This is a genomic window from Cupriavidus sp. WGlv3 (assembly GCF_023952475.1).
GTDB lineage: Bacteria > Pseudomonadota > Gammaproteobacteria > Burkholderiales > Burkholderiaceae > Cupriavidus > Cupriavidus phytorum.
In genome coordinates this window covers 1-14,128 of record NZ_JALHRX010000040.1, presented here as the reverse complement: position 1 = coordinate 14,128, position 14,128 = coordinate 1, and the positions used below count along the sequence as shown (strand labels likewise).

Sequence of the window (14,128 nt, the reverse complement as noted above, 5' to 3'; positions counted from 1 at the left end):
GATGCGCCAATTGGACCGGCTCAAGGTCTTGCAGGCGCTGGCAGACGGTCACCTGAAGACAGGCATTGCAGCGGCTCGGCTGGGCTTGAGTCCACGCCAGACGCTGCGCCTGCTACGCCGGTATCAGGATGAAGGCGCTCCAGGCTTACAGAATCGTCGCCAAGGCGCTCCGGGTCATCGCCAACTTCCCCTCGGGCTCGAATCCCGCGTGCGCGGCCTGATCCGCGACAGCTACGCCGGCTTCGGCCCGACGCTGGCCACCGAGAAGCTGCGCGAGCGCCACGGCATCGAGATTTCCAAGGCCTGCGTACGCCGCATCATGATCGACGCGGGCTTCTGGGTGCCAAGGAAGCTGCGCCCGCCCAAGGTGCACCAGCCGCGCAACCGCAGCGCCTGCCTGGGCGAGCTGGTGCAGATCCACGGCAGCGACCACGCCTGGTTAGCGATGTAACCTGAGGCGGACCAAGACCCGGACTCCGACCTCAATCAGCGTTCCGCATCGACTCGCGCAGGCGCACTGCGACCTCCGCAAGAATTCCCTCGGCAGCAGCGCTCACCTCCCGATCCCTGCCCGGCGGAATCCACGTCGATTCGACATCGACCATGGTGCCCCTGCACTCACGTCCCGCACACGCGTCTGCAACGTGCCGTGCCACCGCGGCTGCAATGGCCCGGGCGACCGACTCGCCTCTGAACAACATCAGCGCCGCGGCCTCCTTCGCAACCCGCCAGGCAGCTGCGAATTGCGCATGCGTCTCCAAGTGTGCCGGCCTGAGGTCCATCATCTCCTCCTTTGACGCCTAGTCGACAAAAGCGTTTGCCTGCCTGATGACGGGACTCCACCGTGCCACCTCGCTACGCAGCTGGGCGGACAACGCTTCCGGCGTCGCGCGGTCCTTCGCAACCGGAATGGCCCCCAGCTTCTGCATCCCTTCCCTGAACGCCGGATCGGTCACCGCGCTCTGCAAAGCTTTGACCAACCTGGCGACCACCGGTTGCGGGATGCCCTTGGGTGCGTAGATGCCATGCCATACTGTTACCTCGAATTCTCCCAGCCCTTGCTCGCGCAGCGTCGGCAGCTTGGGCAGTGCCGCGAGCCGTGAAGGTGTCGTACTCCCATACGCCTTGACCCGACCTGTGTTGATCGGCTGAAGCGTCGTTGTCACCTGGTCACAGAGCAGATCGACCTGCCCACCCTGAACATCGACCATCGCTGGCGCGGCGCCCTTGTAGGGAACGCTTGTCATTGCGGCATGAAGCTGACTCATAAGCATCAGCCCGCAGAGATGCGATGCCGTACCGATTCCGGCATTTGCCAGGTTGATCTTCTTCTGGTTCGCCGAGATGTAAGCGCGCAACTCGTGGAAGCCATTGGGCGCGAAATCCGGGCGCGCGACGAGCGTCATGGGAACGTCTGCAACGAGCCCGATATGCTCGAAGTCCCTGGTTGGGTCGAACCGCGGTGATTTGCTCAACGCCGGCAATGTGGCCATGCCAATGTTATGGATCAGGAGGGTGTAGCCATTGGGCTCGGCACGCATTACCGCCTCCGATCCGACGATACCGCCTGTGCTCGCGCGATTCTCTACGACTACAGTCTGTCCCAGGGAACGCCCCATCGCCGCACCCAGATGGCGCGCGACAACATCGGTGGGGCCGCCAGGGGAAAACGGGACCACCAGTGTCAACGGGCGCGCGGGGAATGACTGCCCGAACGAAGGGCTGCATGCCAGCCATCCGATCGCAAGTGCCGCAACGTATTTCATAGCCTGTCTCCTTACATCGTGATTTTTTGATTTGCGCGAATGAATATCCGATGTTCCCGCCCTGACATGCTCAATCGTGGCTACGCATGGTGACGAATTCCTCCGCGACACTGGGATGCAGCGCAACGGTTCGATCGAATTCGCGCTTGGTGATGCCTCGCTGCAGTGCAATGGCACCCATCTGAATGATTTCCGCGGCATCGCGTCCCACCATGTGCATACCCAGGACGCATTCGCTTCTCTTGTCGACGACGAGTTTCATCATGACGCGCTCGGCGCTGCCAGCGACGGCCGCGCGCAGCGGGCGGAAATCGGTTCGATAGACCGCAATATCGGGAAGCGCCGCGCGTGCCTCCCGCTCTGTCATTCCGACACTGGCGATCTCGGGCGTCGAGAACACGGCAGTCGGCGTCAGCCCGAAGTCCGGTGCCCGACACTTGGCCGTGCCGAACAGCGACTCGGCGAGCCACTGCCCCTGGCGTATGGCTACGGGCGTGAGGTTCAACCGGCCGATCGCGTCGCCGATGGCATAGACCCCTTCCAGGGACGTCGCATAGCGCTCGTCCACGTCGATGGCGCCACCCGGCGTCAATGCCAGCGTGCCCGCCGCAGCCTCCGTGTCGGGCCGACGACCGGTGGCGTTCAGGACGACGTCTCCTTCATAAACGGCACCGGCCCGATCGGTTACCCGATAGCCAACCGGCAACGCTTCGATGCGGTCGACCCCCGTGTTCAGACGGATATCAATGCCCTGCTCGAGGTAGGCACTGGCAATGCCGCGCTGGATATCCTGATCGAATCCCCGCAGAACCGAGGCGCCCCGATGCAGGACCGTTACGTCCGCGCCAAGCCCCTTGAATATCCCGGCAAACTCGAGCGCGATATACCCACCACCAATGATCACGACGCGGGCCGGCAGATGCGGTAACGCAAAGACATCGTCCGACGTGATGCAATGCCCGGCGCCGGGAATATCCAGCGGAGTGGGCATCGCGCCAGTTGCCACGATGATGTGCGCGGCCGATATCGCCTGGCCGGAGGCAAGACGGACGCGCCCTGCGCCTTCCACGGCGGCCCGTTCGTCAAAAATGGTGACCCGGTTTCCGTCCAGACCCTTGCGGTACAGACTTTCCAGTCGACCGACTTCCTCACTGATCCGGTCGCGCAGCGCACTCCAGTTGTGGTCGATGCTTCCGACGCCCCATCCAAAGCCAATGGCATCGGTTGCTTCCGAACGAAAGCGGCTTGCCGTGACGAGAAGCTTCTTCGGCACACAGCCTCGAATCACGCAGGTACCACCAACCCGCGACTGCTCTGCAATCGCTACGCGTGCACCGAGGATGGCGGCGGCGCGGGCGGCGCGTACGCCCCCGGATCCGGCGCCTACGACAAACAAGTCGAAGTTCTTCATCTGTCTTCCCACCCGATCACCGTGCAATCGCTGCCTCTTCAGCCGCCTCGCCAGCCGGTTCCAGCAACCGGTCGCGCACCAGCACGCCTTCGGCGTACAAGGCGTCGATCTCCGCTTCGCTCAGCCCGGCGATGTCTTTCAGAACCTGCTCGTTGTGTTCACCCAGCAGGTCCGCCTTCAGAGCGGACCCGTACTGCCAGGCCGAAAACCTGGCCGGCGGCCCAGGGATCTGGAACTCGCCCACGTAAGGATCGGAGACAGTGCGGACGACGCCGCGCTCCTGCAGGTGCGGATGGTTTATCGCTTCACGCAGACTGAGCACCGGCGCACATGGAATTCGCTGTTGCTCCAGGGCTGCAATCGCGGCGTCGCGGGATGGAAAGCCGGACAGCCACGCCTCCAGGATTTCCTTGAGCTGCGCGTTGTTGTCGCGGCGCAGCGCGGCGGTGGCAAAGCGCGGATCGGTCAACAGGTCCGCTCGCCCCAGAGCCGTGGCGAATTGCTCCCATTGGTGCGGCAGCGTGGCCAGCGTGAGATACGTCCCGTCACCGCAGCGAAAGATGCCGGTAGGCCCACCATCAGGATGCTGCGAACCGGTGCGCTTAGGCTCATAGCCTTTGCGCAGACCGACGCGTGGAATAGACACCTCATGCATGTTGAAGTAGGTATCCAGCAGCGATGTCTCGATGTACTGCCCCTCTCCCGTTCGCTCTCGATGCAACAGCGCGAAGCCTACCGCCATGGCGGCTGCCACACCGGTTGACGCATCGCCGATCGCCATCGTGATCAGCGCCGGACTGCCATCCGGCTCGCCGATGAGATCGGTCACCCCGGCGTAAGCTTGCGCAACGTAGTCGTAGCCTGGCTTGTCGGCCAGCGGCCCGGCCTGTCCGGCCAGGGAAATGGAACACATCACAAGCCGCGGATTGCGTTGCCTCAGCACGTCATAGCCAAGGCCGAAGCGGTCCATGACACCCGGCGAGAAGTTCTCGACCAGCACGTCGAACTGCGTGATCATCTTCAGAACAAGCTCGCGGGCCCGGGCGTGCTTCAGATTGAGCGCAAGACTTTTCTTCGAATGGTTGTGCTGAACGAAGTAGGTGCTCTGGGAGCAGCCTTTGTACTCGGGCTTCTGACTGCGCAGCCCGCCGATCCGGGTGCGGTCGCCAAACGGCGCAAGTTCGAGCTTGACGACCTCGGCGCCCATTTCGGCAAGGATGCGGGTGCAGGTCGGGCCGGCCACGATCTGGGTAATGTCCAGCACGCGATAGCCGGTCAGCATTGGGTACCTGGTTTGCGACATGTTCTGTCTCCTAGCGCGCGGCGAACTGGCTCTTGCCAAACAGGTTGTCCCACCGTTCCCCGCTGGGCTTCGCGCCGGTCTTGTCGACCTTCTCCTCCAGCACAGCGAGACCACGTTGCACCGCGGGGCGTTCGCGCACAGCGGAGTACCAGCGCTGGAGGTTGGGATAGTCCGCAAGGTCCTGGCCCTGCCATTTGTGGGCACGCAGCCAGGGATAGGTGGCCATATCGGCGATCGAGTATTCGCCAGCCAGATATTCGGTGTCTGCGAGTCGGCGCTCGATCACGGTGTAGAGGCGACGCGCTTCGTTCGTATAGCGGTCGATCGCGTAAGCAATCTGCTCTGGCGCGTACTTGCGGAAATGGTGGGCCTGTCCGAGCATCGGGCCAACACCACCCATCTGGAACATCAGCCACTGCACCACCTGATAGTGTCGGCGCGTCTCCTGCGGCATGAACCGGTAGCCGCTCTTCTCGGCCAGGTACATCATGATGGCGCCCGATTCGAACATCGGCAGCGCCTGCCCGTCAGGACCGTCATGGTCGATAATGGCGGGGATCTTGTTGTTCGGACTGAGCGCCAGGAATTCCGGCGCAAACTGCTGGCCCTTGCCGATATGTACCGGGATGACGCGGTAGGGCATCGCCAGCTCTTCAAGGAGGATGGAGACCTTGTAGCCGTTCGGGGTGCTCCAGAAATAGAGATCGATCATCTCGATAAGGTGGCTGGTTGCTGGTGGAACCCATCTTAGAAATGTGATGATCGTTGCGCCAATACTGTGTCCCGCTTGGGGCATGTCAAAAACTTATGGCTATCCGTCGCCGGTCGTCGCCCCATACAATGCGCCATGGAATTTCGACAACTGAAGTACTTCGTACGCATCGTTGAGCTTGGGAGCGTCTCGCGTGCGGCCGCGGATCTCTACACCGCGCAGCCGGCGCTCAGCCAGCAAATCGCCAAGCTGGAAGACGAACTGAAGGTGAAGCTGTTGGCCAGGAGCGCCCGCGGCGTTGTGGCGACCGAGGCGGGCGAGGTTTTTTATCGGCATGCGCGGGCGATGCTGCGGCAGGCGGACCTGATGAAGAACGACGTCCGGCATGCCGGCGAACATCCTCAGGGAACCGTTTCCGTCGGCCTGCCAACCAGTGCGGCGACGATTCTTGCGCCGAGGCTGCTGGCGGCCGCGGCCAGGCAGTATCCGGATATTCAGCTTCAGATTACCGAGAGCCTCAGTGGTCACCTTCAAGAACTCGTCGTGAACGGACGTATCGAGATGAGCCTCCTGTTTGAACGCGTGGATGGATCCGGCGCGGTTCGCGAGAGCAGGCTCGGCGCCCATCTGGAGGTGCGCCCGCTGCTGACCGAGCGCTTGTTCCTGATGTCTTGCGAACCGTCGGGCGGCGCCTTGCCTGAAGAGATCAGCATCGCGGAGGCGGCGAAGCTTGCGCTGATCCTGCCCGGGAAATCCAACATTACGCGGCAGATTATCGACGAGGCATTCGAAGCCGCGGGAGAGCGACCGGTCGTGCTTGCGGAACTGGATTCCCTCGCAACCATCCGCGCGGTCGTTGCCAGTGGCGTCGGTTCGACCATCTTATCGCCCTCTCTGCCAGGCGGTACGGCTGGGTTCACCGTCCAGCGCATCGCGGGTGCTGCACTGCAACGAAGGCTGTCGCTCTGCACCTTCGACATCATGCCGCTGAGTTCTGCCGCGAGACGGATCATGGAGTTGATCTGCGAAACGGCGCTGACGCTGGTCGACGAGGGCGCATGGCCGGGCGCCGCGCGGATCGGCTAGTCATACGGAATCGCAATACCGCCACCGCGAAGTCCTATTGGCCGGCGCCACGCTTGCCTGTCTAGACTGCTCAAGCATCTCACCAGGCAAACGGCACCCATGACAAAAAAGCGGATTCTCGACGGCATCAAGGTTCTCGACCTCACCCGGTTCTTCTCCGGCCCGCAATGCACCTTGTTCCTGGCCGGACTTGGAGCGGAAGTCATCAAGATCGATGACCCGCGCGTCGGTGACCCGACAGCGTTCTCGCCCCCTTTTGCGGGCCCGCAAGGCGTCTCGTTCGAAAGGCGCTCGCCCCATGACATGGGGATCGCCTATCTCAAACGCGCCCGTGCCAAGAAGTCCACCACTGTCAATCTGAAGAGCACCGAAGGCAAAGAACTCTTCATGCGCATGGCGCGGAGCGCCGACGTGGTCGTGGAGAACTTCAGTGCCGGCGTCGCCGATCGCCTCGGCATTGGCTATGACGTGCTGCGCGAAATCAATCCGGGCCTCGTCTATTGCTCCCTGACCGGCTACGGTTCCACCGGGCCGGCGCGCAACCTGAAGGCCTATGATCTGATGGTGCAGGCAGCTGTCGGCCTGATGAGCATCACCGGACATGCCGAAGCGGGGCCGACCAAAGCGGGCTCCCCACTATCTGACGCTATCGCGGGACTGTTTGCGGCCTTCGGCGTCGTGGCGGCATTGAACTACCGTCAGCGCACCGGCCACGGACAGTCGGTTGACGTTTCCATGGCGGATTGCCTGCTGTCATTGATCCTTGACGAGCCGCTGGATTGCTATCGCGAACTCGGCCTTGCCTTCCAGCAGGGCAATCGCATCATGCGCTTCTCCCCCTTCAATGCCTACAAGAGCGCGGATGGCTGGGTCACGCTCGGCACCGCCAGCAACGACGATTGGAGCACGCTGCTGGATTTGATGGGCCGCCCGGACCTCAAGGACGACCCGGATATCATGTCCGTTGCCTGGCGGCTCTCCAACAATGCAACCGTCGATGAATTGGTATCGACGTGGACCGCAACGCTGGCGACGTCGGAAATCGAGCAACGGTTGCACTCCGCGAAGATCCCTTGCAGCGCGGTGCGAACCATCGATGATGTGCTCGCTTGCGAACAGACGATCGCGCGGAACATGACAGTCTCGCTCTGGAACCCCTTGGCGGAGGCAGCAATGAACGTCAAGGCCGCCGCTTTTCCATTGCGCTTCGGCCACGCCGATGTCGGCTATGACACGGCCGCTCCGGTACCTGGCGAACATACCGAGGCGGTGTTGCGAGAGATGGCCGGCGTCGATAGCGTCGAGCTCCAACGACTGCGCGAACGCCGGATCATTTGAGCTGTAGCGGGGCGGGAACGCCCGCCCTTTTGCCCGGCGGCGCGCTGGCCTCATGCCAAAAGCGAAGCCTTCACTCTACAGGCGCTGCCTGCGTTCTGGCGCGCCCTGATTGGCCAGGCACAAGGCACAAAAAGCGACGTGGCGTTCGCCACGTCGCGCTGAGCCGCAGTTCCCCCAGGCGTCTTCGCATGGCAGGGCTGCCCGGCGATCGGAGCCGTAGCGCCGGGCGTCCACCGTGCGGCAGGTCCTACGCGGCGCGCGCCAGTTCTTCTTCCATGAAGTCGAGGCGATCCTTGCCCCAGAACATTTCGTCTCCCACATACATCATGGGCACGCCAAACACGCCGCGTTCGACGGCCGCGTCGGTGCTTTGCGCAAGCTCGGCGCCGATTTCATCGCTGGACGCCGTCGCCTCAAACCAGGCGAAGTCCACACCCAGGGATTCCACGATGGATCGCGCCCCTGCGTACTCGACGATGCCGGCATCGCCCCGCTCCCAGTACGCCTCCATGACACGCTCTACGAACTCCAGCTCCAGTCCCTTGCGTCGCATCGCCAGCGAGCCGCGCAGCACCCGGCTCGACTTGATCGGAAACTGCCGGGGAATCTGAAACGGCAGCTTGTATTTTTCGGCCCAGCGCATCAGGTCGCGCTTGCGGTAACGGAGCTTCGACTTGGGCTCCTTCATCAGTTCATACTCGTTGTTACGGAAGACATAGCCCAGGTTGTAGGGGTGCAGCACCAGCTCTGCATGGTGGCGCTCAAGGATGGGCTTGATCAGCTTGATCGCGAAATAGGTGTTCGTGCTTCCGACATCCCAATACAGGTCAACCTGCTTCTTGGCCATTTCCACTCCTGTTGATTTGAAACAGGTTCAGTCTATGGAAGCAGCCAGTGGCTGGCTAATACGGATTGGCGATTCGGGTATATCGGAAAACTATTGGCGAGTCGCTGCCTAGATCGGGCATCCTGACATGCAGGTGAGACGACTAATGGTCTGTGAGCAACTCATGCATACCCACCCGCGCGGCAAGCCACCGCGACATCGTTCGACGGACCAGCCCCCGGCTCGGCCGAGGATGGCCGTGTCATCCGGCGATCCAACCACAACGGACATGCTGCACTGCATCCGGGCGTCCGTACGGCAGATACAGCGGGAGACCGGCAACGCCGGCACTGACACCGCTTCCGAGATCGAGCGCCGGCTGGGTTGTCTGCTTGGACAGGCCATGGTGACTCGATCCCCCTTCGATATAGCGGTCCTGCTCGGCAGCGGCGCCGAACTGATGATGTTTCCGGATGCCGCCACACTGGAAACATGTGCTGCTACCGTCGACGCCGCCGGGCAGCGCGCCATGCGCTGCGTCGTATGGGCGGTCCGCCATCGCTGCTGCAAAGTGGGACAGGAAGTCCGGCGATTTGCGGTCGCAGCCCGGCTGGACGCCGGCGGCGGTTCGGCTGCTCGTTGAGGTGCCGTTTCCGGGCGAAAGCGGCCACCAGGCCGACGTACCGTACGCCGAACGCCCCGTACGGCATGCCCTGCGTCATCGCCATCGCTAAGGCCCGCTACCCAGCCCTCCGGCATGGAAGCAGCGAACAGGCCACTGCCCGCCCGCCACCAGTCGCCCGGTAATCGCTAGCAGACGTTGCCATACCGTCGTCACGGCCAACGAAGCGGGCAGGATCGCGGCACGGCAAAGGTAGACCTGTCGCGTAAATTCTTCTTCGGCGATCCGTGCACAGGAGACAAGGCCGCCTTGCCATTCTTCCTGCACCGACGCGTGCGACAGGATCGTGCAGCCGGCGCCCGCCGCGGCAAGCGCAATGAGTTCCGGGATGGCATTCACTTCCGCGATGACGTGAAGTTCGGTGTCCCGGGACGCGCTGAACCGGTCTATCAGGCTGCGCAACCCGTGCAGCCCGGCCGGGAGAATCAATGGGTAATCCACCAATCGGGAGAACGGCACGCTGACGGCAGAATCGATTCCGTTCCGACCGTGCGCCGAGAACTCGCCAGGCGCTCCGACAAGCAACAGGCGTTCCTCGAGCACGCGCTCGGCGCGCAGTCCCGGATCCGGTGTGCCACCGAAGGTCATGCCGATATCCAGGTGTCCGGTCAGCAGCCCTTGCGGGATGTAACCGGTGCTCTGTTCGATGATTTGCAGGTCAATCCCTGGCCATTCTGCGCAGACTTCCTTCACCAGCGGCACGGTCAACAGCTTTGCCAGGGACTGCGGCAACCCGACTGCCACCCTGCCCTGCGGTTGCTTGATGGCGGTCCGGATGTCCTCGTACGCTGCCTCCACGCGCCGAAGAATGTCATGCGCATGGGCGAGGAGCATCTCCCCCGCCGCCGTAGCCACCACCCCACGCGGCGTTCGCTCGAACAAGGCCGCGCCGAATTCCTCCTCCAGGCTCTTCATCTGAAGGCTTAGCGCAGGTTGCGCAATATGCAGGCGCTCGGCGGCCCGGGAAATGGACCCGGCCGTGCAGACCGCGACGAAGCCCCGCAGGGTACGAAGTTCGAGCGCCATGAAACGCCTCGGAGAAATTGCCATATTGAAATCTTATATCGGATATCGCCAACCTGTCTTGGACTTATACCTGGCGGGTCGTCATGCTACGGCCAAGACCACAGGAGACGATGATGAATCCGACACGACGCACACTGCTGCTGGGGGCCGCGGCCTCTGTCCTGGCACGCCCCCTCCTCGCCGCTGACTGGCCGACCAGGCCGGTCCGGATCGTTGTTCCCTTTGCTGCCGGTGGGCCCACCGACTTTATTGCCCGTTTGCTGGCGACGGCCCTGTCGAAGGAACTGGGACAGCCAGTCGTGGTTGAAAATCGCCCCGGCGCCAGCGGCAATATTGGTGCCCAGCATGTTCTCGATAGCGGCCACGATGGCTACACCCTGCTGCATAACACCGTGGCCATGCAGGCTGTGAACCCGCTGATGTACCCGCACGTGCGCTTCCAGCCGGGACGAGACTTCGTGCCCATCGCCACCACCGGGTCGATGCCTAACGTCCTGGTGACCCATCCCGGCAAGCTCAAGGTAAAGACCCTTGCTGACCTGGTCCGACTGGGAAAGGCAAGGCCCGATGCCCTGACCTACGCGACCTTTGGGGCGGGCTCCTCGCCTCACATTTACGGCGCTCTGCTGCTGAAAAAAGCGGATTTCAAGGCGGTAGCGGTGCCGTACAAGGGCAGTTCGCCGGCCCTCGCGGATGTGATGGCCGGGCAAGTCGATTTTGTGTTCGACTCGTTCACGACGTGCATTGGCCAGATCCAGGGCGGCAAACTGAAGCCGCTTGCGATTACGTCCTCGCAGCGCTCGCCGATGCTGCCAGATGTGCCGACGCTGAGGGAGGCCGGATATCCAGGCGCGGATCTGAAGTTCTGGTTCTCGCTGCAAGCCTCCGCGCAAACGCCCAAGGCGATTGTCGAGCGCCTGCGAGCGGCTTCGGCGAAGGCAGTCAACGACCCTGAATACGTGTCAGCGCTGCGCAACCGTGGAGCCGAGCCAATGCCGACACGTCCCGCGCAGCTCGACAGTTTCGTCAGAACGGACGCCGAGCGCTGGAAGGACATTGCGCGCGGCCTCGGACTTCAGCCGGAATAAATAGGAAAACTCACGCCATGCAACCATTGAAAGGCATTCGGGTCCTGGACCTGAGCAAGGTCCTGGCCGGTCCCCTGTGCGGCCAGTATCTGGGCGAACTCGGCGCCGATGTCATCAAGGTCGAACCGCCGGGCGCGGGCGACGACACGCGCGGCTGGCTTCCCCAGGATGCGGGCCAGTCCGCGGTGTTCCTGGCCGTCAACCACAACAAGCGCAGCATCGCGCTGGATCTCAAGACCGAGGCCGGCCAACGTGTCGCACAGCAACTGGCGGCCAACGCTGACGTTGTCCTGCAGGGCTTCGGCGGTGGTACCGCCAGGAAACTTGGCGTGGATTACGCCACCTTGAGCGCCGTGAATCCCCGCTTGATCTACTGCGAGATCTCCGGCTATGGCCGCGATGGCCCGCTGGGTAACGAGCCTGGTTATGACGTGATGCTGCAAGCGTTCAGCGGGATGATCAGCACCATGGGCGAACCCGGCGGTAAGGTGGCACGGGCCAGCTTCTCGCCCGTCGACATCGGCACCGGCATGCACGCCCTCAGTGGCATCCTGGCGGCGCTGCTCGAACGCCATATGACGGATAAGGGCACGTACCTGGAGGTGGCGCTCATGGAGACCGCCCTCGGCTTCATGGGGTACATGGCCCAGAACTACTGGCGCAGCGGCAAGGCACCGCAGCGGATGGGCACCGCGCATCCGTCGATGTCCCCGTACCAGGCCTTCGACACGGCTGACGGGCTGCTGATGCTCGGCGTTGGCAATGACGCGCAATGGAAACGCTTCTGCGCGGTGGCGGGCCTCGGCGACTGGGTCGATCATCCGGACTTTGCCACCAATGCCGCGCGGGTACAGAACTTCTCCCGGACGGTGGCATTGGTGCAGTCGCGCCTGCTGACCCGGCCGCTGTCCTGGTGGCTCGAAGAACTCAAGAAGATCGGTGTGCCATGCTCGCCGATCCAGACCTTGGACCAGGCCCTGGAACACCCTCAGGTGCAGGCACGACAACTGATCGTCGAGACCGAACACCCCGTGCTGGGTACCGTATCGAACATCGGGCTGCCCGTTCGCTTCCGCCGCGAAGCTCGCCAGGCAAGTCGTGCCGCGCCGCTGCTCGGCGAGCACACTGACGAGATCCTGCGCGAAGCGGGCTTTACGCCTGAGCAGATCGAGGCCATGCACCGTGCCGGCACCGTCGCCGCTTGCGGGGCGACCATAACCGCCTAGACCAACCCAACCCTGAGCAGAATATGTCCCCGGTCACCTATACCGTCCGCGACCACGTCGCCGAAATCCTTCTCAACCATGCTCCCGTCAATGCCCTCACGGTTTCGATGGTCGACGCGCTGATCCGTGCGTTGGACCGCGCGGCTTCTGAAGAGGCGGTGCGAGCCGTGATCATTGCCAGCGCCGTACCCGGGCGATTTTGCGCAGGGCTTGATATTGCCGCGCTGCAGGGCGCGTCGGCAGATACCGTTCACATGCTCCTGGACAAGCTGTATGTCCAGCTCTCGGAAGCGCAGTATCGCCTGGGCAAGCCGTCCATCGCCGCGGTCACCGGCGCTGCGCGCGGCGGCGGCATGACGCTCGCGATATCGTGCGATCTGATCGTGTCCGCCAACGATGCCAGCTTCGGCTATCCCGAGATCGACGTCGGCATGCTGCCGGCCATCCACTTCACCCATTTGCCGCGCATTGTCGGCCGTCACGTGGCATTTGATCTGCTCTTCAGCGGGCGCACCTTCGGCGCGATCGAGGCGCAAGCCTTGCATCTGGTCAATCGCGTCGTCCCCGCGGATCGGGTACTCCAGGAAGCACGGTCACTCGCCGCAATGCTGGCGGCCAAGTCCGCATCCGCGATGCGCATGGGTAGAGCAGCATTCCACCGGGCCGTCGACAGCGACTACCGCCGTGGCGTTTCCTACGCGGTCGATACCTTTTGCCGCGTCGCGGCCACCGATGATGCGCGCGAAGGTATCGCCGCGTTCGTGGAAAAGCGAACCGCAAACTGGCGTTGACCAGGTTGCCGGCTTCACCGCCCTACCCATAGCCTGGCGTCACTCGATCGCAATCGTCGTGACCGCGGTCCAGCGGCCGCCTTTGACCTGGTAGAGCGTTGACGCCGGATGCTTCAGGTCGCCGTTGGCATCGAAGGCGATTTTTCCGGTGACGCCCTCGTATTGCGTGGCGCGCACCGCCGGCACGTACCTGGCGGGCTGCGCGGAGCCGGCGTCCTTCATTGCGAGGATGGCCACCCATGTGGCGTCGTAGGCAAACGGCGCATAGCTGAGGCTGTCGCTGCCGAAGCGTTTCCTGAATTTCTGCAGGAAGGCCCTGCCTTGCGGCAGGCTGTGGAGCGGACGTCCATACTCCCATGCCATGGCGCCTTCCGCGGCGGGCGGCCGATCCCGACCTGCTGATCGCCGACCGGCTGTTCGTGATCGACCGCCGGCGCATCACCTGCTCGGGCGGGCGCGCCTCGATCGACGTCGCCGCGGCGATCCTGCTGCGCCACTTCGACCATGCCACCGTGCAGAAGGCGCTGCGCCCACGCGTAAGCGCGGCCATCGGCCAACTTGGGTCGGATTTCGGACAAATCCATGCCGGCCGGATCCACTGCCCTCGCCGCTCGCCTTATAGTCTCGCGCTACGAACCAATCGACAGGACCGACCAATGAAAACACGTGCAGCAGTTGCCTGGGGTGCGGGAAAGCCGCTGACGATCGAAGACGTCGACCTCGACGGCCCGCGCGCCGGCGAGGTGCTGGTGGAGGTGAAGGCCACCGGCATCTGCCACACCGACTACTACACCCTGTCCGGCGCCGACCCGGAAGGCATCTTCCCGGCGATCCTGGGCCATGAGGGCGCGGGCATCGTCACCGACGTCGGCC

General features: G+C 63.4%; 14 protein-coding genes and 1 pseudogene. 8 read left to right on the top strand and 7 right to left on the bottom strand.

The genetic code is table 11. From position 1 onward, the window contains the following. The coding region (locus MKD38_RS29455; protein ID WP_371925756.1) for a helix-turn-helix domain-containing protein at positions 1 to 451 on the top strand (451 nt) is incomplete at its 5' end. 349 nt (positions 452 to 800) lie between these two features. On the opposite strand, the gene MKD38_RS29450 is transcribed toward MKD38_RS29455, so the two are convergent. The 4 genes from MKD38_RS29450 to MKD38_RS29435 all read right to left on the bottom strand — a co-directional run bounded on the left by MKD38_RS29450 (position 801) and on the right by MKD38_RS29435 (position 5,192). Then, a complete protein-coding gene (locus MKD38_RS29450) occupies positions 801 to 1,766 on the bottom strand; it encodes a tripartite tricarboxylate transporter substrate-binding protein (protein ID WP_252682369.1) in 966 nt (321 codons plus the stop codon). Between the two features lie 70 nt (positions 1,767 to 1,836). Continuing rightward, positions 1,837 to 3,177, bottom strand: a complete 1,341-nt coding sequence (gorA, locus tag MKD38_RS29445; RefSeq protein ID WP_252682367.1) for a glutathione-disulfide reductase — start codon at positions 3,175 to 3,177, stop codon at positions 1,837 to 1,839. 16 nt (positions 3,178 to 3,193) lie between these two features. Further along, the gene (locus MKD38_RS29440; protein ID WP_252682365.1) at positions 3,194 to 4,480 is read right to left on the bottom strand and encodes a CaiB/BaiF CoA transferase family protein; all 1,287 of its coding nucleotides are present in this window, start codon (positions 4,478 to 4,480) and stop codon (positions 3,194 to 3,196) included. 10 nt (positions 4,481 to 4,490) lie between these two features. Further along, positions 4,491 to 5,192 (bottom strand): glutathione S-transferase N-terminal domain-containing protein, encoded by a 702-nt coding sequence (locus MKD38_RS29435; RefSeq protein WP_252682363.1) that lies wholly within the window; start codon positions 5,190 to 5,192, stop codon positions 4,491 to 4,493. 135 nt (positions 5,193 to 5,327) lie between these two features. Between MKD38_RS29435 and MKD38_RS29430 the strand changes: the two genes are divergently transcribed. Further along, positions 5,328 to 6,278, top strand: a complete 951-nt coding sequence (locus MKD38_RS29430) for a LysR substrate-binding domain-containing protein (RefSeq protein ID WP_252682361.1) — start codon at positions 5,328 to 5,330, stop codon at positions 6,276 to 6,278. 99 nt (positions 6,279 to 6,377) lie between these two features. After that, positions 6,378 to 7,616, top strand: a complete 1,239-nt coding sequence (locus tag MKD38_RS29425; RefSeq protein WP_252682359.1) for a CaiB/BaiF CoA transferase family protein — start codon at positions 6,378 to 6,380, stop codon at positions 7,614 to 7,616. A 247-nt stretch (positions 7,617 to 7,863) separates the two neighbouring features. Here MKD38_RS29425 and MKD38_RS29420 read toward each other — a convergent pair whose 3' ends face one another. Beyond that, positions 7,864 to 8,463 (bottom strand): 2-hydroxychromene-2-carboxylate isomerase, encoded by a 600-nt coding sequence (locus MKD38_RS29420; RefSeq protein WP_252682357.1) that lies wholly within the window; start codon positions 8,461 to 8,463, stop codon positions 7,864 to 7,866. A gap of 268 nt (positions 8,464 to 8,731) precedes the next feature. Here MKD38_RS29420 and MKD38_RS29415 point away from each other — a divergent pair, with 268 nt between their 5' ends. Next, positions 8,732 to 9,085: a hypothetical protein gene (locus MKD38_RS29415; RefSeq protein WP_252682355.1), complete on the top strand. Its 354-nt coding sequence runs from the start codon at positions 8,732 to 8,734 to the stop codon at positions 9,083 to 9,085. 87 nt (positions 9,086 to 9,172) lie between these two features. On the opposite strand, the gene MKD38_RS29410 is transcribed toward MKD38_RS29415, so the two are convergent. Then, positions 9,173 to 10,150 carry a LysR family transcriptional regulator gene (locus MKD38_RS29410; protein ID WP_252682353.1) on the bottom strand — a complete coding sequence of 326 codons (978 nt, stop codon included), beginning with the start codon at positions 10,148 to 10,150 and terminating at the stop codon, positions 9,173 to 9,175. Between the two features lie 113 nt (positions 10,151 to 10,263). On the opposite strand from MKD38_RS29410, the gene MKD38_RS29405 reads away from it, so the two are divergent. From MKD38_RS29405 to MKD38_RS29395, 3 genes are read left to right on the top strand one after another with little or no spacing between them, the layout of a single operon-like run. Beyond that, positions 10,264 to 11,238, top strand: coding sequence for a Bug family tripartite tricarboxylate transporter substrate binding protein (locus MKD38_RS29405; protein ID WP_252682351.1), 975 nt, complete (start codon positions 10,264 to 10,266; stop codon positions 11,236 to 11,238). Between the two features lie 17 nt (positions 11,239 to 11,255). Continuing rightward, positions 11,256 to 12,464: a CaiB/BaiF CoA transferase family protein gene (locus MKD38_RS29400; RefSeq protein WP_252682349.1), complete on the top strand. Its 1,209-nt coding sequence runs from the start codon at positions 11,256 to 11,258 to the stop codon at positions 12,462 to 12,464. Between the two features lie 23 nt (positions 12,465 to 12,487). Next, positions 12,488 to 13,255 carry an enoyl-CoA hydratase/isomerase family protein gene (locus tag MKD38_RS29395; protein ID WP_252682347.1) on the top strand — a complete coding sequence of 256 codons (768 nt, stop codon included), beginning with the start codon at positions 12,488 to 12,490 and terminating at the stop codon, positions 13,253 to 13,255. A 39-nt stretch (positions 13,256 to 13,294) separates the two neighbouring features. Here MKD38_RS29395 and MKD38_RS29390 read toward each other — a convergent pair. Beyond that, a pseudogene (locus MKD38_RS29390) lies at positions 13,295 to 13,633 on the bottom strand (ABC transporter substrate-binding protein); the annotation flags it as partial. Between MKD38_RS29390 and MKD38_RS29385 the strand changes: the two are divergent. Further along, positions 13,612 to 14,128, top strand: a 517-nt coding sequence (locus MKD38_RS29385; RefSeq protein ID WP_252682345.1) for an alcohol dehydrogenase catalytic domain-containing protein, incomplete at its 3' end; no start/stop codon positions are given. The pseudogene MKD38_RS29390 and the gene MKD38_RS29385 overlap by 22 nt on opposite strands.

Excerpts from the sequence above, each read along its gene's own strand:
- MKD38_RS29450 (WP_252682369.1), bottom strand. The coding sequence starts at position 1,766 with ATGAAATACGTTGCGGCACTTGCGATCGGATGGCTGGCATGCAGCCCT.
- gorA (WP_252682367.1), bottom strand. The coding sequence starts at position 3,177 with ATGAAGAACTTCGACTTGTTTGTCGTAGGCGCCGGATCCGGGGGCGTA.
- MKD38_RS29440 (WP_252682365.1), bottom strand. The coding sequence starts at position 4,480 with ATGTCGCAAACCAGGTACCCAATGCTGACCGGCTATCGCGTGCTGGAC.
- MKD38_RS29435 (WP_252682363.1), bottom strand. The coding sequence starts at position 5,192 with ATGATCGATCTCTATTTCTGGAGCACCCCGAACGGCTACAAGGTCTCC.
- MKD38_RS29430 (WP_252682361.1), top strand. The coding sequence starts at position 5,328 with ATGGAATTTCGACAACTGAAGTACTTCGTACGCATCGTTGAGCTTGGG.
- MKD38_RS29425 (WP_252682359.1), top strand. The coding sequence starts at position 6,378 with ATGACAAAAAAGCGGATTCTCGACGGCATCAAGGTTCTCGACCTCACC.
- MKD38_RS29420 (WP_252682357.1), bottom strand. The coding sequence starts at position 8,463 with ATGGCCAAGAAGCAGGTTGACCTGTATTGGGATGTCGGAAGCACGAAC.
- MKD38_RS29415 (WP_252682355.1), top strand. The coding sequence starts at position 8,732 with ATGCTGCACTGCATCCGGGCGTCCGTACGGCAGATACAGCGGGAGACC.
- MKD38_RS29410 (WP_252682353.1), bottom strand. The coding sequence starts at position 10,150 with ATGGCGCTCGAACTTCGTACCCTGCGGGGCTTCGTCGCGGTCTGCACG.
- MKD38_RS29405 (WP_252682351.1), top strand. The coding sequence starts at position 10,264 with ATGAATCCGACACGACGCACACTGCTGCTGGGGGCCGCGGCCTCTGTC.
- MKD38_RS29400 (WP_252682349.1), top strand. The coding sequence starts at position 11,256 with ATGCAACCATTGAAAGGCATTCGGGTCCTGGACCTGAGCAAGGTCCTG.
- MKD38_RS29395 (WP_252682347.1), top strand. The coding sequence starts at position 12,488 with ATGTCCCCGGTCACCTATACCGTCCGCGACCACGTCGCCGAAATCCTT.